Annotated in this window: 20 protein-coding genes; 7 read left to right on the top strand and 13 right to left on the bottom strand. The window is 74.1% G+C overall.

The genetic code is table 11. The features are described from left to right. Positions 1-48: 48 nt before the first annotated feature. The 6 genes from ACZ4K2_RS21205 to ACZ4K2_RS21180 all read right to left on the bottom strand — a co-directional run bounded on the left by ACZ4K2_RS21205 (position 49) and on the right by ACZ4K2_RS21180 (position 7,290). Positions 49-204: a hypothetical protein gene (locus tag ACZ4K2_RS21205; RefSeq protein WP_467475519.1), complete on the bottom strand. Its 156-nt coding sequence runs from the start codon at positions 202-204 to the stop codon at positions 49-51. Between the two features lie 294 nt (positions 205-498). Beyond that, positions 499-1,575 (bottom strand): DUF917 domain-containing protein, encoded by a 1,077-nt coding sequence (locus ACZ4K2_RS21200; RefSeq protein WP_467475518.1) that lies wholly within the window; start codon positions 1,573-1,575, stop codon positions 499-501. Then, a complete protein-coding gene (locus ACZ4K2_RS21195) occupies positions 1,568-3,142 on the bottom strand; it encodes a hydantoinase/oxoprolinase N-terminal domain-containing protein (RefSeq protein WP_467475517.1) in 1,575 nt (524 codons plus the stop codon). The genes ACZ4K2_RS21200 and ACZ4K2_RS21195 overlap by 8 nt, the downstream gene beginning before the upstream one ends. Positions 3,143-3,203: 61 nt before the next feature. After that, a complete protein-coding gene (locus tag ACZ4K2_RS21190; RefSeq protein ID WP_467475516.1) occupies positions 3,204-4,613 on the bottom strand; it encodes a purine-cytosine permease family protein in 1,410 nt (469 codons plus the stop codon). Between the two features lie 108 nt (positions 4,614-4,721). After that, positions 4,722-6,041, bottom strand: coding sequence for a hydantoinase/oxoprolinase N-terminal domain-containing protein (locus tag ACZ4K2_RS21185; RefSeq protein ID WP_467475515.1), 1,320 nt, complete (start codon positions 6,039-6,041; stop codon positions 4,722-4,724). A gap of 226 nt (positions 6,042-6,267) precedes the next feature. Next, entirely contained in the window at positions 6,268-7,290 is a 1,023-nt protein-coding gene (locus tag ACZ4K2_RS21180) for a DUF917 domain-containing protein (protein WP_467475514.1), read from the bottom strand. Between the two features lie 89 nt (positions 7,291-7,379). Between ACZ4K2_RS21180 and ACZ4K2_RS21175 the strand changes: the two genes are divergently transcribed. Then, the gene (locus tag ACZ4K2_RS21175; RefSeq protein ID WP_467475513.1) at positions 7,380-8,978 is read left to right on the top strand and encodes a PucR family transcriptional regulator; all 1,599 of its coding nucleotides are present in this window, start codon (positions 7,380-7,382) and stop codon (positions 8,976-8,978) included. Between the two features lie 725 nt (positions 8,979-9,703). Here the strand turns inward: ACZ4K2_RS21175 and ACZ4K2_RS21170 are convergent. Beyond that, positions 9,704-10,156 (bottom strand): SRPBCC family protein, encoded by a 453-nt coding sequence (locus ACZ4K2_RS21170; RefSeq protein ID WP_467475512.1) that lies wholly within the window; start codon positions 10,154-10,156, stop codon positions 9,704-9,706. A gap of 328 nt (positions 10,157-10,484) precedes the next feature. Beyond that, positions 10,485-10,847, bottom strand: a complete 363-nt coding sequence (locus ACZ4K2_RS21165) for a DUF6223 family protein (protein WP_467475511.1) — start codon at positions 10,845-10,847, stop codon at positions 10,485-10,487. 347 nt (positions 10,848-11,194) lie between these two features. Here ACZ4K2_RS21165 and ppk2 point away from each other — a divergent pair, with 347 nt between their 5' ends. Beyond that, positions 11,195-12,193: a polyphosphate kinase 2 gene (ppk2, locus tag ACZ4K2_RS21160; RefSeq protein WP_467475510.1), complete on the top strand. Its 999-nt coding sequence runs from the start codon at positions 11,195-11,197 to the stop codon at positions 12,191-12,193. Positions 12,194-12,379: 186 nt separating this feature from the next. Here the strand turns inward: ppk2 and ACZ4K2_RS21155 are convergent, their stop codons facing one another. After that, a complete protein-coding gene (locus ACZ4K2_RS21155) occupies positions 12,380-12,817 on the bottom strand; it encodes a DUF2267 domain-containing protein (RefSeq protein WP_467475633.1) in 438 nt (145 codons plus the stop codon). 596 nt (positions 12,818-13,413) lie between these two features. Further along, complete coding sequence (locus ACZ4K2_RS21150) at positions 13,414-13,845, bottom strand: Hsp20/alpha crystallin family protein (RefSeq protein WP_467475509.1); 432 nt, start codon at positions 13,843-13,845, stop codon at positions 13,414-13,416. A gap of 127 nt (positions 13,846-13,972) precedes the next feature. On the opposite strand from ACZ4K2_RS21150, the gene ACZ4K2_RS21145 reads away from it, so the two are divergent. Then, positions 13,973-14,629, top strand: coding sequence for a type III effector protein (locus tag ACZ4K2_RS21145; protein WP_467475508.1), 657 nt, complete (start codon positions 13,973-13,975; stop codon positions 14,627-14,629). A 258-nt stretch (positions 14,630-14,887) separates the two neighbouring features. Here the strand turns inward: ACZ4K2_RS21145 and ACZ4K2_RS21140 are convergent, their stop codons facing one another. Next, positions 14,888-15,199, bottom strand: a complete 312-nt coding sequence (locus ACZ4K2_RS21140; protein ID WP_467475507.1) for an ANTAR domain-containing protein — start codon at positions 15,197-15,199, stop codon at positions 14,888-14,890. A gap of 137 nt (positions 15,200-15,336) precedes the next feature. After that, on the bottom strand, positions 15,337-15,711 hold the full coding sequence (locus tag ACZ4K2_RS21135) for an STAS domain-containing protein (RefSeq protein ID WP_467475506.1): 375 nt from the start codon (positions 15,709-15,711) through the stop codon (positions 15,337-15,339). 159 nt (positions 15,712-15,870) lie between these two features. Between ACZ4K2_RS21135 and ACZ4K2_RS21130 the strand changes: the two genes are divergently transcribed. Next, complete coding sequence (locus ACZ4K2_RS21130) at positions 15,871-16,350, top strand: ATP-binding protein (RefSeq protein ID WP_467475505.1); 480 nt, start codon at positions 15,871-15,873, stop codon at positions 16,348-16,350. 243 nt (positions 16,351-16,593) lie between these two features. Further along, complete coding sequence (locus ACZ4K2_RS21125) at positions 16,594-17,493, top strand: aminoglycoside phosphotransferase family protein (protein ID WP_467475504.1); 900 nt, start codon at positions 16,594-16,596, stop codon at positions 17,491-17,493. A 278-nt stretch (positions 17,494-17,771) separates the two neighbouring features. On the opposite strand, the gene ACZ4K2_RS21120 is transcribed toward ACZ4K2_RS21125, so the two are convergent. Further along, positions 17,772-18,182: a RidA family protein gene (locus ACZ4K2_RS21120; RefSeq protein WP_467475503.1), complete on the bottom strand. Its 411-nt coding sequence runs from the start codon at positions 18,180-18,182 to the stop codon at positions 17,772-17,774. A gap of 133 nt (positions 18,183-18,315) precedes the next feature. Here ACZ4K2_RS21120 and ACZ4K2_RS21115 point away from each other — a divergent pair, with 133 nt between their 5' ends. Next, the gene (locus ACZ4K2_RS21115) at positions 18,316-18,702 is read left to right on the top strand and encodes a winged helix-turn-helix transcriptional regulator (RefSeq protein WP_467475502.1); all 387 of its coding nucleotides are present in this window, start codon (positions 18,316-18,318) and stop codon (positions 18,700-18,702) included. A 347-nt stretch (positions 18,703-19,049) separates the two neighbouring features. Then, positions 19,050-19,979, top strand: coding sequence for a DUF389 domain-containing protein (locus ACZ4K2_RS21110; protein WP_467475501.1), 930 nt, complete (start codon positions 19,050-19,052; stop codon positions 19,977-19,979). Positions 19,980-19,995: the final 16 nt, after the last annotated feature.

Raw genomic sequence — 19,995 nt, 5'->3', positions numbered from 1 at the left:
GGCACCCGTGTGCACCGTGTCGCGGCCTGTCGACGACCGCGGCCGGTGTCAGATGCAGTAGACGCGGATACAGGTGCCGGCCGCGGCTCCGCTGCGGGCCGGGATCTCCTGCTCCAGCTCGCCGATGACGAGGTCGAGCTCTTCCTCGGCGGAGGGACGGGCTTCGGTGCGGGACTGGCCCTCATGGGTGGTGGGCTGGTTCACGGTGGTCCTCCTGGATCGACAAGAGACACTCGGTGATGCCGCGACAACCCGGCCGAGCTTAGGCAGCGGAGAACGATCGAGACAGAGCCGGAACAGACGACTTCTGGCCAATTACATACTGTGACCGACGGACCCAGGATTCCCGGGTCGCTGCGACCGGGAACCCGCGGTCGCGTCGTCGCCCACCGCGCCGCCCGGGCACGCCCCCGCGCCCCGCCCCCCGTACCGGGCGGCCGGGGAGGCGCACTCCGCAGGCGCGCCGGAGCGCGGGAGCGGGGGAGCGGGAGGCGCTGGTCAGAGCGTGCTGCCGAACGGCAGGTAGTCGGTGTCGTAACCGAAGTAGCGCGGTCCGGCGAGGGCGAGGCCGCCCTCGGAGGTCCAGCGCGGGTCGCAGCGGGCGACCAGGGCGCAGACCCGCAGCCCGTACCGCAGGCCCTCGGTGGTCACCGGGTCGCCGGTCTCGCTGTCGAGCACGCAGATCAGGTCGGGCGTGGTGGCGACGGTGACACCGTCGCGGACGGCCAGCAGGTGCTCGTTCTGGAAACCGAGCTCCAGCGTGCGGCCCGTGTCCTCGCCGGTGCCCTCCAGGACGGCCCGGCCACGGGCGAAGCCGCCCTCGGTGCGCCGGGAGACGTCGACGACCTTGCCGGTCAGCAGACGGATGCCGCCCAGCATCGCGACCGCGGCGCCGACCGGGTCCTCGTGCGCCGCGCGGGCCTCGCGGACCGCGGCGCCGAGCCGTTCGGCCAGGGTGAGCGTCTCCGGCACCAGGCCGGCGGCGAGCTGGTCGCCCCGCAGGACGGTGTCGGCGCAGGAGATCTGGCAGCCGAGCTCCACGCACACGGCCCGCGCGATGCGCTCGGCGGCGTGGTTGGAGACGGCGTCCACCACGATCGTGTTGCCCTTGTCGTCGGCGAGCGCCATCGGGGTGTTGGTGACCCCGATCAGACCGGGCAGCACCATCTGCGCCTCGGGGAAGGCACGGCCCATGGCGTCGCCGTCGACGAGCGGCAGCCCGGCCTGCGCGGCGCAGGCGATCGGCAGCATGGAGTTGACACCGCCGATCTCGATCGGCACCAGATGGGTCGCCGACCGGCCGAGGTGCTTCTCCAGGGCGCGCAGCGCGGTCAGTTCCTCACCGCCGTTGGGGACGCGTTCCAGCAGCACGGTCGGGGCGCCCATGCCGGAGACCGGGACGACCAGGGCGTCGCCGGGGACCTCGTCGATGCCGACGACGGTGACGGGGCCGTGGGCGCGGATCGCCTCGCGGGCGAGGAGCTTGCCGATGTAGGGGTCGCCGCCGCCGCCCGTGCCGAGGATGCCGGCGCCGCGGGCGATGTCGTCGAGGTTGTCGAGGGTGATCTCACGCATGGGTGGGGGCTCCGGTGTTCGTGACGTGCTGGATGCGGTGCAGATCGAGGTCTCCGACGGCCTTGACGCGGATCCGGGTGGCCCCGCCGGGGAGGTAGGCGAGCGGCACCTCCTCGATGTCGACGATCCGGACGGTGCCGTCCTTGGCGCCGGCGTCCAGGGCGCGGCCGGTGGCCTCCTCGCGGGCCTGGGCCAGCACCTCCTCGCGGTGGCCCTCGCGGACGCGGAAGACCCGGTCGACCTCGCCACCGACCTGGGCGATGGCGGCGCCGACCGCGTTCGCGACCCCGAAGTTGGCGGGGCGGCGCACGTCGTCGAAGCCGGGCAGGGCCTCGGGGACGAGGATCGAGCCGCCGCCGACGGCCACCACCGGCAGCGGCGCGGCGGAGGTACGCATCCGGTCGACGGCCTCCGCGAGCCGGCCGGCGATGCGGGTCAGGGCGCGTTCGGCGAAGGCCCGGTCGAGGTGGGCGACGCGGCTCGGGTCACCCACCTCGGCGCGGCCCGCGGCGACGGCCAGGTCGGTGGCGGTGAGGGTGGAGCCGCCGAAGACGAGCGCTTCCTCGGTGAGCCGGTAGCCGACGGAGCGCGGCCCGGTCTCGCCGTCCCCGGCGACCAGGGAGCCGCCGCCGATGCCGAGCGAGAGGACGTCGGGGATGCGGAAGTTGGTGCGGATGCCGGCGGCCTCCGACTCGCCCGCGGCCTCGCGGGGGAACCCGCCGGTGAGGATGCCGATGTCCGCGGTGGTGCCGCCGACGTCGACGACGGCGCAGTCGGCCAGGCCGGACAGGAAGGCCGCGCCGCGCATGGAGTTGGTCGGTCCGGAGGCGAACGTGGCCACCGGGTAGGTCCGCGCGTGGCCGACGTCCATCAGGGTGCCGTCGTTCTGGGAGAGGAAGAACGGGGCGGTGATCTCCGCCTCGGCCAGCGCCTTCCCGAACGACTCCACGATGTGGTCGGCGAGGTCGCGCAGCGCGGCGTTGACGATGGTGGCGTTCTCCCGGGCCAGCAGCCCGACCCGGCCGATCTCGTGGGAGAGGGAGAAACGGGTGCCGGGGCCGAGTTCCGCGGCGAGGATCTCGGCGGCGCGCCGCTCGTCCTCCTCGGCGACCGGGGAGAACACCGAGGAGATCGCGACCGACGTGAGCCCGCGGGCGGCGATGTCGGCGGCGGTGCGGCGCAGTTCGTCCGGGTCGAGCGGGGAGAGCGGCCGGCCGTCGAACTCCCGCCCGCCGTGGCAGAGGTAGGCGTGGCCGCCGACCGCGGCACGCTGCCGGTCGGGCCAGTCCGTCATCGGGGGCAGCGCCGCGGTGGCGGGCAGGCCGAGCCGCACGGCGGCGACCGGGGCGAGCCGGGCACCCTCGATCAGGGCGTTGAGGAAGTGCGTGGTGCCGATCATCACCGCGGTGATGTCGCCGGCCGGCGCGTTCAGGGCCCGGATCGCGGCGCCGACGCCGGACGTGACGTCCGCGGTGGTGGGCGTCTTGGCGGCGGCGAGGACGCGGTCGTCGTCCCCGAGGAGCGCGGCGTCGGTGTTGGTTCCGCCGACGTCGATGCCGATGCGCATGGTGTTCCTTCGTCCGTACGGGTGGGGCGGGGGTCCGGGGCGGCCGGCCCCGGTGATCGGGTCAGACGGCGGCCGGGTGGCGGGCGGCCGCCGCGGCCTCCGCCTCGATCTGGGCGGCGGGCCGGGCGGGCTGCACGGTCGGCCGGTCGCCGAAGGAGCGGACCAGGCCGAGGCGGCCGAGCACGACGTAGCCGAGCCCCGCGACGACCAGGGAGTTGAGTGCGGGCACGCCCCACCACTGGTAGTGGTCGCAGAACCAGCCGAAGACCGACGAGACCAGCCACAGCGCGAGGGTGGCGGGCACCCAGCCCGGTTCGGTCTCCGGCAGCCGGCCGCGGGCCCGGGACGCGTCCAGGTGCGGCCGCCACTGCTTGACCACGAAGTACTCGGCGACCATGATCCCGGCCACCGGCGGAGTGAGGACCCCCAGCACGGTCAGGAAGGTCGTGAACCGGTCCAGGATGCCCGCGGCGGCCGCGCCCGAGCCCAGCACACCGAGGGCCACGGTCACGGCGACCCGGTTCAGGCGCAGGTGCAGCAGCGCCTCGGCGGCGTTGACCAGGCCCAGGGTGGCCGAGTACAGGTTCCAGTTGTTGATCTTGACGGTGGCCGAGACCAGGACGATGACACCGGCCACGCCCGAGGAGGAGGTGATGATGGCGATCAGGTCGGACGACTTCACGGCGTAGGCGAGCAGCACGCCCGCCAGGCCGAGCACGTACTCGCCGAGCGAGATGCCGATGACGGTCTGCTTGACGACGTCACCGGCGTTGCGGTTGAAGCGGGTCATGTCCGGGGTGACGATCGCTCCGGCGATGTACGAACCGGCCACGATGGTGGCCCCGGTGGCGACGGACAGGTGGCTGCCGAACGGCTGGGCGTGCACCAGGTCGAGCATGTCGTGGCGGGCGAACTCCACGCCCATCGCCCAGCCGGCCAGACCGAGGAAGGCGGGCACCGTGACGAACGCGGTCCAGCCCATCGCCCGGAACCCGCGCAGCACGAGAGCGGTGACGCCCAGCCCGCAGATCAGGCACCAGGCCCACATGGGAACCGCGCCGACCAGCTGGTGCAGGCCGGCGGCGAACACCGCGGTCTGCACGCCGAACCAGCCGAACAGGGAGACCGCGATGACCAGGCCGATCAGGCTGGCGCCGTAGCGGCCGAAGCCGGTCCAGCGCACCAGTGTCGAGGTGGACAGGCCCTCCCGCATGCCGGCGATGCCGACGAATATGCAGACGACCTCCAGGATCACCGAACCCAGGGTGAACGCCCAGAAGGCGCCCCAGAAGGACAGGCCGGCGCCCAGGGTGGCGCCGAGCAGGAACTGGGTCAGGTCGGAGAGCTGCCCGAAGCGCTGCACGGCGACGCCGAACCAGGAGTGGCGGGCCGCGCGCGGCACCCTCTCCAGCGGGTATTCCTCGTCGGTGCGGGCCCCGGTCGTCTCCGGGGCGCCCTGTGGTCTGGGCATGGTGGTCCTCGCTACGGGGATGAACGGTGTACGGCGGCTCGTCGGTGGGCCGCCGCCAGGGACGGAAGGCGTGGCCGGAGGCGGCCGCACGGCGGCCGGCGGCCGGTGTCACAGGGGCAGTGGCGGTCCCGCGGCCCGTGCCCTGACCAGCACGGCGCCGGGCAGGTACGGGACGGGCAGGTCGGGTTCGAGCACGGTGGACAGGCGTTTCGGGTCGGCCCCGGCGCGGACGGCGCCGGCCCGGGCGAGGTCGAGCACCTCCGCACGGACGTCCTCGGCGGAGACCGTGCCGGGGCGGACGATCCGTTCGTGATGACCGCCCACCGGGCTGGCCGCGGCGCCGAACGCGCCCGCCACCGCCCCGTGCGGCGGCCGCACGACGGGGAAACCCGGCACGTCCGGTACGTCGTCCGCGCCGCCACCGACCAGGATCAGCGGGAAGTGCCCGGCGCCCGGGCGCATGCGGTCGGCGGCCTCCGCGAGGTCGCGGTGGGACCGGGCGTCCACCGTGATCAGGTCGGGGAAGCGGAGGTTGACGGGGACGCCGCCGATGAGTTCGGTGGTGCCGGAGACCTGCGGGTAGCCGCCGCTCAGGGTGCCCACCCGGGCGCGGCGGGCGCCGATGTCGGCGACCACGGCGTCCTCGCTGCCCGCCAGCAGACCGGCGCCGCGCAGGGTGCAGGCGGGGCCCGAGCCGAGGCTGAGGCCGGGCTGGCGGCGCAGGTAGTCCAGGGTCATGAGGGTGCCGTCGTGCCGGGTGACGAACACCGCGGCGCCCGGCGCCAGTCCGAGCCGGGGCAGGGCCTCCTCCACCCGGCCGGCGATGCCGTCGACGAGGGAACTGAGGGCCGCGTCCAGCACGGTGGCGTTCTCCCGGTGCAGCAGGCCCAGCGGGCCGACCTCCCCGGAGAGCAGCACGGGCACGTCGGTGCGGGCCCGCAGGATCTCCGCCGCCTCGCGCTCCTGGCTGTCGTCGGCGGGCGCGAAGACGGCGCTCACCGCGAAGGCGTCGGCGCGTCCGGCGAGCCGGTCGCCGAACCGCGCCACCGCGTCCCGGTCCAGGGGCACGGCGGCACCGGGGCCGAGGCCGCCGCCGCCCCCGGCCTCCGCCACGCCGGCCAGCACCGCCGCCCGCAGGTCGGCGGGCCACCCGTACAGCGGCCGTACGGCGTCGGCGGTGCCGATGCGCAGCACGCCGACCCGGCCGAGGCCGCGCCGGGCGGCGACCGCCCCGGCGGCGGCCCGCAGGCCGAGCGCGACCTGGCCGACGTCCGCGCGGGCGGCGGCCGGGACGGCCCGGGCGGCGGCCAGGAAGGAGGCCACCGGGTCGCCGGCCCGGGACGGGACCTTCGCGGTGGCGGCCACCCGGCCGTCGTCGAGCAGCACCGCGTCGGTGCTGGTGGACCCGATGTCGATGCCGAGGATCATCGGACACCTCCGGCGGGCGCGGTGACGGTGGGGCGGACGGGGGTGCGGGCGGCACGGGCCGTCGGACCGGTGCGGGCGGTCCGGGCCGGGGTGCGGGGGGCGGGTGCGTGGGCGGCACGGACCGCCGGACCGGTGCGGGCGGCCCGGGCCGCGGTGCGGGGGGCGGGTGGCGCGGTGCGGGCACGGGCGGACCGGATCCCGGCCCACCGGGTGCCGCTGCCGGGGGTCACCGGGCGTCCGCGGCGGACGTGGTGGCGGCCGGGCGGTCCAGTCCGGCCAGCCCGAACGCGGCCGGACCGGCCAGGGAGAGTCCCGCCGGGGTGTACCAGGCAGGCGCTCCCGGCAGCACGTGCAGTGCCACCCGCAGCCCGTAGCGGACCTCCTCCACCGGCAGGGCCCAGCCGGTGCGGCTGTCCACCAGGGAGATCACGTCGGGTACCAGGGCACGGCAGGCGCCGTCCTCCACGACCGCCAGGAACTCGCTGCGGGCCTCCAGCCGCAGCAGCCGCCCGTCGTCACCACCGGTGCCCTCCAGCAGCACGTGCGTGGCCTCGCCCGCCCGGCGCAGGTCGGCCACCTTGCCGGTGAGCAGCGGAGCGGGTACCTCACCGCGGCCCAGAGCGAGGGCGCGGGTCACGGTGCCGGGGACCGCGTGCGCGGCGGCCAGGGCCGCGGTGAGGGGGTAGTCGCTGGAGGCGGCGCGGCCGCCGAGCGCGTCGACGACACCGCGCACCAGGAGTTCCAGGTGGACGCCGTCGACGTGGTCGAGGACCGCGGTGTGGCCGTACTCGTCGACCAGCACGGCGGGCCCGGGCCGCAGCCCGGCCAGTTCCAGCACGTTCTGGTTCATCCGCGGGAAGGCCCGGCCCATGCTGTCGGCGTCCAGCAGCGGCACCCGGAGCCGGGCGGCCCAGGCGAGGGCGGCGGGCCCGTTGAGGCCGCCGATCTCACTGCTCAGCACGGCGGCGACGGGCCGGCCGTGGAGCTGCTCCACCCGGTCGCGCAGCCGAGCGGGCTCGTCGCGGCCGCCGATCCGCTCGGCCGCCACGGCCGGCGAACCCACCAGGCTGAACGGCATCACCAGGGCGTCACCGGGCAGGTCGCGCGGGTCGGCGACCGGTACGGGGCCGCACTCCTCCAGCGCCTGCGCGGCGACCGGCAGGGTCACCGAGACGGGGCCGCCGCCCCCCGAACCCAGCAGGGCGCAGCCCCGGGCGAAGGCGGCGAGCGCCGCGGCGTCGAGGTCCATGGGAGGAACCATAGGAAGCATTCCGTCCGCTTTCAGTGGTCCGCAGCACACCGTTCACCGCCAGGCTGTGCCGAGGGCACACTGTGGCCATGGTCCTCCTCACCGATCTGCTCTCCGCGCCCGGTCTGCGTGACGTGCGCCACCTGGCGGGCCCCCTGGACGCCCGGCCCGTCACGGGTGCCCGCCTGGAGACCCGGCGCGAGGGCCTCGTGCGGGTACCCGGCGGCTCGCTCGTCGTGCTCACCTCGCCCGTCCCCGGCCTCCTGCTGGACGTCGCCCTGCGCGAGGCCGCCGCCGCCGGCGCGGCGGCCGTCGTCCTCACCGCCGGGCACGGCACCGCGGGCGTGGACGGCGGACCGGCCACCCCGGCGGGGACCGGCTCCGCGGCGGCGGACGGCCCGCCCGCGGACCGCGGCGCGCCGCCGCCGCTGCCGCTGCCGGCGACCGTGCGGGCACTGGCGGAACGGGGCCGGGTGGCGCTGCTCGCGGCGGACGGCGACCTGGCGGCCCTGGTGGTGGCGGTGGCGCGGGCGGTGGCCGGGGACGCGGCCGACGCGCTGGCCCGGGTGTCCGCCGCGGCCGCCGCACTGCCCGGCGTGGCGGGGGACCCGGCGGGCGCGGCCCGGGTCGCGGCGCGGGCGCTCGGCGTGCCGGTCGAGGTCCGCCTGGCCGGTCCGGGCGAGGCGGGCGCCTCGGCGGCGGGCCCGGACGGCGAGGTACGGCTCGCCGCGCCGCTGCGCGCCGGCGGTCACACCGGACAGGCGGTGCGGTCGGTGCTGGCGATGGCGGCACTGGCCGCGGCGGGCGGCGGCCGCGGAGACGTACCGGTACGCTCGCGCGGCCGCCTGCTGGCGGAGATCCTGGTGGCGCCCCGTGAGCGGACCGCCCGCCTCGCGGCCCGCGGCCGGGCGCTGGGCCTGCCGGTCGACGGCCACCACATCGCGCTGCGCCTCGAGACGGGCGGGCCCGGCGAGCGCTACGAGGTGCTCGAACCGGTCATGTCGGAAGCCCTCACCCTGTTGCGGGACTGGTCGGCGGGCGGCACGGAGGCGGGCGCCCCGGCCGGGACCCCGGCCGTCCGCTGGAACGCCGCCCTCGCCGACGAGGCGCTGATCCTGCTCGCCACCTGGCGCACCGGGCCGGGCCCCGAGGAACGCCGGCGGCTGGGCGACGACGTGCGCCGGCTGGCCGGCCGCCTGGAGCGCGACCATCCCGCGGCCCTGCGCTGCGGTGTCGGCGGCGCCCACCGCGGCGTGCTGGGCATCCGAGCCACCGCGCGCGAGGCGGCGGCCGCGCTGCTGCGGGACCCGGCCGCACCGGTGGTGGTCCACGACGCGGCCGGCCTGGACCGCATGCTCACCGAGTGGTACGCGTCCGACTCGGCCCGGGAGGCGGTCGGTGAACTCCTCGCACCGGTGCTGGCCCTCGGCCCGGAACGGGCCGGGCCCCTGGTGCACACCCTCCAGGCCTACCTGGACCACAACAACTCGCCCGCCCGCGCCGCCGAGGCCCTGCATCTGCACCGCAACGCCGTCGGCGCCCGGATCCGCCGGGTCACCGACCTCACCGGCGCCGACCTCGCCGACCCGGAGGTACGCCTCGCCCTGCAACTCGCGTGCCGTGCCGTCGCCGCCGGCGCCGACCCGGCTGTGCCTGTCCCCTCCGCTCGGGACGGCCACGAGGGCTGAGGCCGACGACGTAGCCGCGCGGCCCGTGCCGCCCCGGACCCTGGACGGCACCGGGTGGTTCCGCGAGCGCAGCCTGGACGGGCGCTGGAGCGAGTGGGCCTGCCACCAGTACCCGCGGTAGCCCGCCTCCCGGCGGTGCGCGCGCGTCGCGGTACGGGCCGGCCGGGAGGCGGATGCCGAGCGGGGCCGATCAGCGGAGTCCAGGCGCGCCACACCGCGCCCAGCCGGTACGTCGAGCCGCGCCGGCGGCCGTCTGCCCGAGGAGGGGCCGGCCTGTGGCCACGCGCGCATCCGGCCCCCGGTGCGCCCCGCTCGCGCCGGGTCGTGTCCCCGTGGCGCGAACCCGGGCGCCGCCCGGCCGCCCGGCGGATGCCGCGTACCGCTCGACTGCGGTCCGCGGCACGACCAGCACCTTTCCCCGCTGCTCGGTGACGTCGGACGGGGGAGCCCCCGGTGCCGCATCGGTCCCTGGCGCCGAGGGCTGATCCATGTGGCCTGGCTGGGCTGGCTCCGTGTCCCGGCGGCGCCGGCGGAAGAGACCCGAGCGTGAGGCTCGGTCCCTCGCCGGCCGGGCCGCCGGAGCCGACCGGGGCCCGGCCGGACAGACACGGCGACCGGGTGGCCCGGACGGGACACGGGCCCGGGGGAGCCGGCACAGGTGGCCGGGGCAGCACCGGCCCGCCCCGGCAACCGCATCCATCGGCCGGCCCCGCTGCCCGGAGGGCTCAGACCTCGCCGCGCCAGGCGCCGGTCTCGGTGCCGCCGCGGGACTCGATGAACTCCTTGAACCGCTTCAGGTCCCCGGTGGCCTGCCTCTTGACGAAGCCGAGCTTGTCACCGACGGTCTCGGCCAGTCCCTCGGGCTCGTAGTCGAGCTGGAGCATGATCTTGGTGGTGTGGTCGTCGACGTAGTGGAAGGTGACGACGCCGGCCTGCTTGGCCTCACCGCCGATGCTCTTCCAGGCGACCCGCTCGTCGGGGATCTGCTCGGTGATCTCGGCGTCGAACTCGCGTTCCACCCCGCCGATCTTCGTCTTCCAGTGGGTGAGGGTGTCCGTGCGCTGCTCGATGCGCTCCACGCCGTCCATGAACTGGGGGAAGTCCTCGAACTGGGTCCACTGGTTGTAGACGGTGCGGACGGGGACGTTGACCTCGATGGATTCCTCTACCTGAGACACAGGCGGTCCTCTCTCTGCGCGATGTGACGAACGTGCGGTAGAACTGGTTCCTGCTGCGACGGCACGTATGCCCCTCCGATCACTTCCCGCCTGTCACGCCGTCCGCTTACGCCGCGTCGCAGATTCACCCCGCATCGCATATTCACCCCGGTCGCAGACCAGGCCGCCCGGGCCCGCGCGTACTTCGTGCGCGGGCCCCAGTCCCTCCGTCCCGGCCCGTACCGGCAAGGGCGCCGCCGCACCTCCCGCGTCCGCGGGGACGGCCTTCGGCGCCGCCACGGGGTCCGGCGCGCGGTGGCCGCGCGCACGCCGTGACCCGGTGGCGCGGTCAGACGGCCGGCCGGTCGGCGCGGCGGGCCCGGGTCAGCGCCCGGCGGCCGAGCAGCACGGCGCCCAGTCCCAGCGGGATGGCCACGATGGCGCCGACAAGTCCGGTGCCGGTGCCGGGACCGCCGCTGGAGGTGGCCAGGTGCAGCACCGCGAGGACCGTGCCGGCCAGCCCCACCGCGATGGCCGACATCCCGCCGACGCGCGCGTCGCCGGTGCCGATCCGGCGGCCGGCGCGGTCCAGGGTCGGCCAGCCGGCGGCCAGCCCGAGCGCCCCTGTCCCGAGGGCCAGGTTGGCCCCGGTCCGCCCGTCGCCGATGATCCCGCCCTCGGCGGCCGCCATCAGCGCTGCTGAAGCACTCATGCCGTTCCCCTCCTTCTCCGTCACTGATCTCGAGGTTCGATGTGCCTTGAGAGCATGCGCGCCGGATCCCCTGCCGGTCGTCCGGCAGACGCAGGCACTTCCCGCTGCCGCCGCCGCGGCATCCGGATACCGCGGATGCCGCAGACAGCGCGTGGGTACCGCACACGCGGTAGCCGACCGCTCGTCCCCGAGCCGGACCCGCCCGCAACCGCATCCGGCTACGGTGCACCCATCGTTCTTGCGGCGGTCGGCGTCGTCCATCGCGGGGCGCCACCAATGGACGGGGCCGGACGGGGCACTCGTGTGTGCCTCTGACCGACCGCGAGAGCCGAACGGAATGCCAGTTGATGAACGTGGAAGACGCCGGGAAACTGCTCGACGGACTGACCGTGGACGCCAGTCGGCGGGAGCAGCCGATCGTGCTGGACGCGGAGGGACGCCCCGTCCGGACGTGGCGAGAGAACCACCCCTACGACCGCAAGACGGGACGCCAGGAGTACGAGCGCGCCAAGCGCGTGCTGCAGATCGAGCTGCTCAAGCTCCAACGCTGGGTCAAGGACACCGGCACGCGCGTCGTCGTCGTGTGCGAGGGACGTGACGCGGCGGGCAAGGGAGGCACGATCCAACGGCTCACCGAGCGGCTCAACCCGCGCGGCGCCCGCGTGGTCGCCTTGGACAAGCCCACCGAACGCGAAGCGGGCCAGTGGTACTTCCAGCGGTACGTCGCGCAGCTGCCGACAGCAGGGGAGATCGTGTTCTTCGACCGCTCCTGGTACAACCGGGCCGGCGTGGAGCGCGTGATGGGCTTCTGCTCCCAGGAGGAGTACGAGCTGTTCCTCGACCAGTGCCCGACCTTCGAGCGGATGCTGGTCGACAGCGGTATCGCGCTGGTGAAGTTCTGGTTCTCGGTGTCCCGTTCCGAGCAGCGCACACGCTTCGCCATACGGCAGGTCGACCCGGTGCGCCAATGGAAGCTCTCGCCCACCGACCTGGCGTCCCTGGACCTCTGGGACGCCTACACCGAGGCGAAGGTCGGCATGTTCCGCGCGACGGACACCTCCCACGCCCCCTGGACCGTCGTCAAGAGCAACGACAAGCGGCGGGCCCGGCTGGAGACCATGCGGAGCCTGTTGTCGCGCATCGACTACGCGAACAAGGACCACGAGGCGGTGGGCACACCCGACCCGCTCATCGTCGGCGCCGCCGACACCCTCCTGGAACCCGGTGAGGAGGCCACCACGCTCTCACCCACGCCGCTCTCACCCGGCCTCGGAGTCCCCGGCAAGCACCCCGGCAGCGACTCACCCCTCACCCGTCCGGGACCCGTCCGGCACGGCAGGCCCTGACGCCTGCCGGCCGAAGCCGACGGCGTTCATGCTCCAACGTCCGCGCACGCCGCGGTCGACGATCCGTGCGCGGCGGGTGCCGACACCGACCGCGCTGTCCGGTGCCGACGTCCAGGCCGAGGAAGACGCCCGTCCCGTCGATGCCGATCATCATGCCTTCAGCATGTTCAGCGGCTCGTCGGCCGCCTATGCGGCTTGGATGAGTTCGGCACGGCCGAACAACAGGGCGTAGCCGGAGGGGAGCTGGCGCAGGATGCGGGTGAGGAGGCCGGGGCCGGCCAGGGCTGCGACGGCGCGGAGGACGGATCCGGTGTCCCAGCGGGTGGTGCTCAGGGCGGCGCCGGTGCGGGCGGCGAGATCTTTGACGAAGGCCCAAGCGGTCAGGGGCCGGGTGTCGGGGATCTGCGCGGTGAGGATCGTCGCGGCTTCGAAGGGGAGGCGGGCGGCGAGTTCGACGCGTTCGTCGCCCGTCAGCTGGCGTCCGAGTCCTGCGAGGACCAGACGGACGGCTTCCTCGGCTCTGTCCCGAGCGGGGTAGGCGCCTTCGTGGCGGACCTTCTCCAGCAGCTGCTCGTACGTCATCACAGACGTGTGCCGGAGTGGGGCACGCCGGTCGGTCATCACTGTGGTCTTTGCCTTTTCTGTCGCCGAAGGTCGTGGTGCCTGTGCGGAGGCACCGGGGTACGGGTGGTCAGGCGGACTGGGGCGGCCGAAGAGGAGGCCGTAGCCGGCGGGGAGCCGGAGCAGGATCCGACCGACCCGGCAGGTCGTCGCCGGCCGCGTCGGCGACCGAGCCGAGAACGGGCCGACGTCCCGGGCGGCGGTCTGCTCGGGGGCCCCTTCGATCCGGGCGGCGGCCGCGCGCGGGAACCTCTCCGGTGGCAGGGGCTCCCCGCTTCGCGGCGGGTTGAGGAAGATCAGGGCGAAGTTCCCCGGCAGACGCGCCGCCGGCTCGGCGCGTGCCTCGCCGACCAGGTGTGCGCCGAGCAGGGCGAGCACCCGCGCGGGCGGCACGTTCCGCTTCCCGCGGGCTGTCGTACGCGCCGCGTTCCCTCACGTGTCCAGGAACGCTTCCTGCACATGTTCCAGGAACGCTTCCTGACGCGGGGGCACGTCCATCGCCCCTCGTCTTCGGGCTCCTCCCGTGGGGCGCGGAGGACGAGGCGAGGGGGGAGATCAGATGCCCGTCCTCCGCCGCTGTTCGGCCCGCGTCGTCCGGCTCAGCCGGAGATCTCCTTGCGGTCGGATCCCGAACCGACGGAGATCTTGCGGGGCTTGGCACGCTCGGCGATCGGGATGCGCAGGGTGAGCACCCCGGCGTCGTAGTCGGCCTTGATCCGCTCGGTGTCCAGGGTGTCCGCGAGCACGATCTGGCGGGAGAAGACGCCCAGGGGCCGCTCGGAGAGTTCCATCTGCACGTCGTCGCCCTTGGCCACGGGGCGGCGTTCAGCCTTGACGGTCAGCATGTTGCGTTCGACGTCGATGTCGATCGCGTCCGCGCTGACGCCGGGGAGGTCGAAGGCCACCACGTACTCGTGGCCCTCGCGGTAGGCGTCCATGGCCATCGCGGACGGCCGTGACCAGGTGCCCGGGCCCATCAGCTGCTGGGCCAGCCGGTCGAGCTCACGGAAGGGGTCGGTGCGCATCAACATGGAAAACACCTCCAGAAGGTTCGGGCAGTTGCTGCCAATGCGCCTCACTGAAACCGTTGTAGCATGTCGTCCAATGGATGACAAACGAAAGCGTCGTCGGAAAGATGACAGTCCGAGGGAGGTGCTCATGACAGCAGCCGACCGGCCGACCCCTTCCAGCCCCGGCGCTCAGAGCCCGGCATCGTTTCTCGCCGCCGCGGCGGCCCTGCACGCCATAGACGACGCCCTGCGCGCCGCCCGGCACGAAGCCCCCGGCTCCCCGGATGCCCCCGACGCCGGCCCGGAGCAGGCCCTGGCCTCCCTGCTGCTGCTACGGCAGGTGCGCGAGCAGCTCGCCGGATGGGAAACCGGCCTGATCGAAACCGCCCGCCACGCAGGCGCCAGCTGGGCCGACCTCGCCCACCCCCTCGGCGTCGCCAGCCGCCAGGCCGCCGAACGCCGCTACCTGCGGGGTCGACCCGGCCCCGCGGGAAGCACCGGCGAGCAGCGCGTCCAGGCCACCCGCGAACACCGCGCCGCCGAACGCAGCGCAGCCACCTGGGCCCGCCGCAACGCCGCCGACCTGCGCCGCATCGCCGGCCAGATCACCGCCCTCACCGACCTTCCGGCCGCCGCGCGTTCCTCGCTGAGGCGGCTGAACGCGGCCCTCGCCGCCGACGACCCCGCCGCCCTCGTCCGCCCCCTGGCTGCCACCCGCCCCCACCTGACCACCCACCCCGGCCTCGCCGCCCGACTCGACGCCCTCACGGACTCCGCCGGAGCCACAGACGCCGCCCCCGACTGACCGATGCACAGCTCCATGCGCGACCGCGACACAGGAACGCACGGGGCGACTCCGTCCGACCGGCCGGATCCTGTCGTTTCTCACGAGAGCCAGCCAGGGCTGCCCCTCCCCTCGACGGGGCTGTAACGGTCGACCGGTAGGTCTCCTGGCAGGGCTCTGGTCACGGGCTCCGGCCGACTCGGCTTCGAGGTCCCTGCGCGCCGGGACCGCGCAGCCGAGGCGGCGGCCGTGCCCGGCCCGGGATGGCGGCCCCCTGTGTCAGGGGCTGCTGTCCGGGGGGTCGTGGGGGCCTCGGTGTCGTAGGGCCGTGGTCAGGGCGGTGCGGATCTCGGCGGGCAGCCAGCCGCGGGCCGGCCACTGGACCAGGTGGGCCGCGACGTCGCGGAGTTTGGTGTTGGTGCGCTGCGAGATCTCGATGAGGACTTCCCGGGCCTGCGGGGCCGGCAGGCCACCGTAGGTCACCACCACGCCGATCGCCTGGTCGATGACGGCACGCGTTTCGAGCGCTGTCTTCAGCTGCTCGATCTCTGCCCGCAGGGCGGCCTCACGGGCCTCGTCGGGCTCATCCACGCTGGATCCGCTTGTGTGTGAACGCCGTTCTCCCATCCTGGGCTCCTGCCCGGTCGGCCCGTCCGCATGGCGTCCCGCCGCGGCGTGCGGCAATCCACCCGGCGGTGCGGGCTCGGTATCCGGCGGGCGGCGGCCGCTCAGCTGCCGAGGGCATGGTCGAGGGTGTCGTGGCAGTCGATGACGGTGTCGACGCCGACGAGTCGCAGGACGCGCAGCACCGGCTCTGCCGGGTTCGCCAGGCGAAGCCAGCCGCCGGCCCCGCTCAGGGTGCGGTGGGCGGCGATGAGGATGTTGATGCCGCTGGAGTCCATGAACGGGACCTTGTGCAGGTCCAGCACGATCCGGGGTGCGCCGGTGACGTCCAGCGCCGTACGGAGCGTGTCGCCGGTGTGATGGTCGATCTCCCCGGCCACGGTCAGCAGATGGGTGCCGTCGACGGTGGCGGTGGCCACGACGGACAGCCCTGCCGCCCGCTCGGTGTTCTCGTTCTCCGTCACGTCTCTCTCAGCCATCCCGGTGATCCTGGCACAACCGGACTCCCGGCCGGCTCGCCGCCCTGCTCCCCCCGAGTGATGCCCGTCCGTGACGCAACCGATGCCGCCGATCCAGGCGTCACCTGGTCGTGATGGGGTAAGCCCATGCGGGATAATCAGACAGTGAAGGCGGCCGCCATGGAGGCAGTGCCCCTGGGCGAGGACAGCGTCGCCCCCTACGAGCGGTCTCTGCAGACCTCGGTCGCCCTGGCCGGGGACGGCGGCGACATCGCCCGGGCCCGCGACCTGGCCGCCGGCTTCCTCACCCGCGTCCAGGCCGAGCACGGCCTGCCCGTCTCCGAGCGCGCCGTCGAGCTGACCCGGCTGGTGGTCAGCGAGCTGGTCACCAACGTCCGCAAGTACGCTCCGGGACCGGTGCTGCTGGATCTGCGGATCCTCGGCGACATGGTCGAGGTCGTGGTGTGGGACTCCAGCCCGCACCTCCCCGTCGCCCGGGCCGCGGACGCCGGCCGGGTCGGACAGCACGGCCTGGAGATCGTCATGGCCGTCGTCCAGGGCTTCGAAGTACAACGCGCGTCGGTCGGCAAGCGCATCACCGCCCGCATCGCCCTCCTCGACGACCCCGACGGCGCCCTGACCGGCCGCCCGCCCCAATAGACAGCCGGAGGGCAGCGGTTACCCGCTGCCCGACGTGCGGCTGCCGCGGCGGTACGGACGCCGTTCTCGACGGCGGTGGACATCGCCGAATCCGCGGCCGGCTCGTCGTACCGGCCGTGAAGCGGCGAACAGGCGTCAGCGCTCGGCTTGAGAGGGTACCGGTCACTGGCGCCGCCGCCCGCCGCCGACGCCTGCGGGAAAATGTTTGACACTTCTCGGGGGCCAGGGGTCGGATGGCGTGTCATGAGCGCAGGGCCGATGCATCCCGGTCAGTACCCCATCGACGACCGCCTCGTACGGCGGCTGATCGCTGGTCAGTTCCCGCGGTGGGCGGGGCTTCCGGTGGAGCGTCTTCCCTCCGGTGGCACGGTCAACGCCATGTACCGGCTGGGCGACGGCATGGTCGTGCGGCTGCCGCTGGTGCGGGGCGGCGCCAAGGACGTGGCGATGGAGCGGGAGTGGCTGCCCCGCCTCGCGCCCCACCTGCCCATAGCCATCCCCGAGGTACTCGGGGCCGGGGGGCCCGCCGAGGGGTATCCGTGGCCGTGGTCGGTGTACCGGTGGCTTGAGGGGCGAAACCCCGAGGCGGGGGTGCTGAGCGAACCGGTGCCGCTGGCCGAGGACCTGGCCGCGTTCGTGGCGGCGATGCGGCGGGTCTCCCTGGCAGGCGCGCCGCAGGCTCATCGCGGTGGGCCGCTCGTCTCGCTCGACGCACCGACCCGGGCGGCGATCGAGGAACTGCGCGCAATCCCCCAGGAGGGTGTCGACTGCGACGCCGCCGCTGCCGTGTGGGAGGAGGCGTCGCGGGTCCCGGACTGGGACGGGCGGCCGGTGTGGCTGCACGCTGATCTCATGCCGGGCAACCTGCTGGTGGACGGTGGCAGGCTGACGTCGGTGATCGACTTCGGGTGCCTGGGGGTGGGCGATCCGGCATGCGATCTGTTCCCTGCGTGGAACCTGCTGCCGGCCGGTGCGAGGGGGATCTTCCGTGAGGCGCTGGGCGTGGACGACGCGACCTGGATCCGCGGCCGGGGGCGGACGCTCTCGCAGGCGCTGATCGCGCTGCCGTACTACCGGAAGACGAACCCGGCGATGGCCCAGAACGCCCGGCACGTGATCCGGGCGGTGCTGGAAGAAGGGTGAGGCCAGAGCATGTCGGGACTGTGCCGGCCGCAACCACTACGGCGGTAGACCTGCCAGCGTCTTGGAGCCGTAGCCGAAGGCGGCCAGGGACCGCCGGTGCGGCCACCGCGTGCCCAGCCCAGCGCGTCGGCGGTGGCGACGACCGGCCGGCCGGCGATGCCACCGTCCACGGGTGCGCCGGCCGCGATTCCGGCCGGGCCGGCCGAAGTGTCGGCCAGTCGATGGGCCGGACGATCGGGCGGCATCAGCAGGAGCGTCACTGCTGTCAGTCGATGCTGTCAGTCGAGCAGCGCGGTCGCCTCGACCTCCACCAAGACGTCCGGCTCGAAAAGGTGCTCCACGCCGATGAGCGAGGCCGGAGGCATCGGCAGCGGCAGCCCGACCTCCTCGGCAACGGCCTCCACTCCGGCCATGAACGCGCCGATCAGCCGGGGGTGCCAGTGGGTTACGTAGAACGTCAGCCGGAGCACGTCCGCGAACGAGGCCCCGGCGCCGGTCAGGCCGACGGCGGTGTTGCGCAGCGCCTGGGCGACCTGCCCCGCCAGGTCGCCGGGCATCACCGGCGTCCCGTCCGGCAGGCGGCCGACCTGCCCACTGACGTGGACGTGCCGGCTTCCAGTGCCGACGGCGACGTGGTGGTACGGGGTGGGCTGCAGCATGCCCCGGGGAGTGAAGTGCCGGACAGTCACGGGGGTTTCTCCTGTTCGCGTACGGGCGGACGACGTCGGGGGTCACCGACGGGACGCCTCTCTTGACGTCCCGAAGCGGTATCTGGAAGATACTTAGTGTCCTGAAGGCACTTCAACGAGACCAGGTTTCGCCGTGGATACCGCCGACCCCGCCGGGCCGCGCATCGACGCCCCGCACCGCGAACTTCTCGACCAGGTGCTGGACAAGTGGTCGCTCGCCGTACTCGGCCGACTGTGTGAACAGCCGAGCCGTTTCAACGAGTTGCGCCGAGCGATTCCCGCCGTCACGCAGAAGTCCCTGACGGCGACTCTGCGCCGGCTGGAACGCAACGGCGTCGTCGAACGCGAGGTGACCGCCACCCGGCCGGTGGCGGTCACCTACCGGATCACCCCGCTCGGCAAGACCCTGCGCCACCCGGTGGAGACCCTCCTGACCTGGGCCGACGCGCACCTGCCCGCCATCGAGCAGGCCCGCCGAACCTTTGACGAGCAGCCGGAGGACGGCCCCCGCCCCCGCTGAGCGCCCGCGCTGCCCGGCAGTCCCCGCCCGGGGCTACGCCGCCGCTCACCTCGCACCGGGCGATCCACCGTGCTCCGACGCCGGGGGAGCGGGCCGGACTCGCGGGCGGGGAGCGCACGGTCGCCGCGTGCCGGACTCGTAGGAGCGTGAGGATGCGGCGGCCCGCCGGAGGATCACCGCGTGGATCGTGGACCGCGGCGGCGTGTCTGGCGCCACTGCGGTATGGGGGACCGGCATGAGATGTGTTCGCTGGTGCGCAAGACCGACGCCTGGTTCACGCCGCGAGGCGCAACCGGCGAGCGAGGGCGCAGCACGGCACCGCGAAGGCCGCCTGCTAGAAAGGCGCCATGTTGCATCTTCGCCTGATCACTCCGGCGGACAGAACCGACGAGGTGGTCCGTCTCGTCGAGAAGACGGTCGGCACCGCCCACCTCGTCGTCCTTCCGGACGCCGCCCGCAATCCCGTAGGAGACGTCGTGATGTGCGACGTGGCACGCGAGGCGGGCGACGGTCTCATCAGCGAGCTACGCCGACTGGGCCTGGACGAGACCGGTTCGATCGCCGTCGAGAACATCGACCTGTCGCTGTCCCGGCGGGCGGACAAGGCCGAGGAGGAGGCCCCGGGCGAGGGCGCGGACGCGGTGCTCTGGGAAGGACTGACCGAAGCGACCCACGAAGAATCGACGTTGTCGGCCACCTACGTCGCCTTCATCACCCTGGCCACGATGATCGCCGCCTGCGGTGTCGTGCTGGACAACGCCGTGCTGATCGTGGGCGCGATGGCTGTCGGACCCGAGTTCGGCCCACTGGCCGGCCTCTGCACGGCCCTCGTGCGCCGGCGCGCAAGCCTGGCGTGGCGTTCGCTGACGGCCCTACTGGTCGGCTTCGCGGTAGCCATGGCACTGACCTCGGCGTTCAGCCTGTTCATGGATGCGGTCGGTCTGTTCAGCAAGAGCCGGCTGGAGGCCGACCGGCCCAACACCGGCTTCATCTACGCCCCCGACTGGTTCTCGTTCGTCGTGGCCGTACTCGCCGGAATCGCCGGCACCCTGTCCCTGACCTCCGCGAAGTCGGGCGCGCTGGTGGGTGTGGCCATCTCGGTGACCACCGTTCCCGCCGCCGCGAACGCCGCCGTGGCACTCGTGTACGGCGACACCAACCAGACCGTGCGCTCCTCGGAACAACTACTGCTGAACCTGCTCGGCATCATCGTGGCCGGCACGTTCACGCTGCTCGCACAGAAATACGCGTGGAGACGTCGGCGTCAGGACTCGTAGGGTGCCGGGGCCCTTG

It is taken from the genome of Streptomyces sp. NPDC025833 (assembly GCF_055558055.1).
Note: the sequence above shows the minus strand (reverse complement) of the source record. Positions and strands in the feature narration are given on the sequence as shown.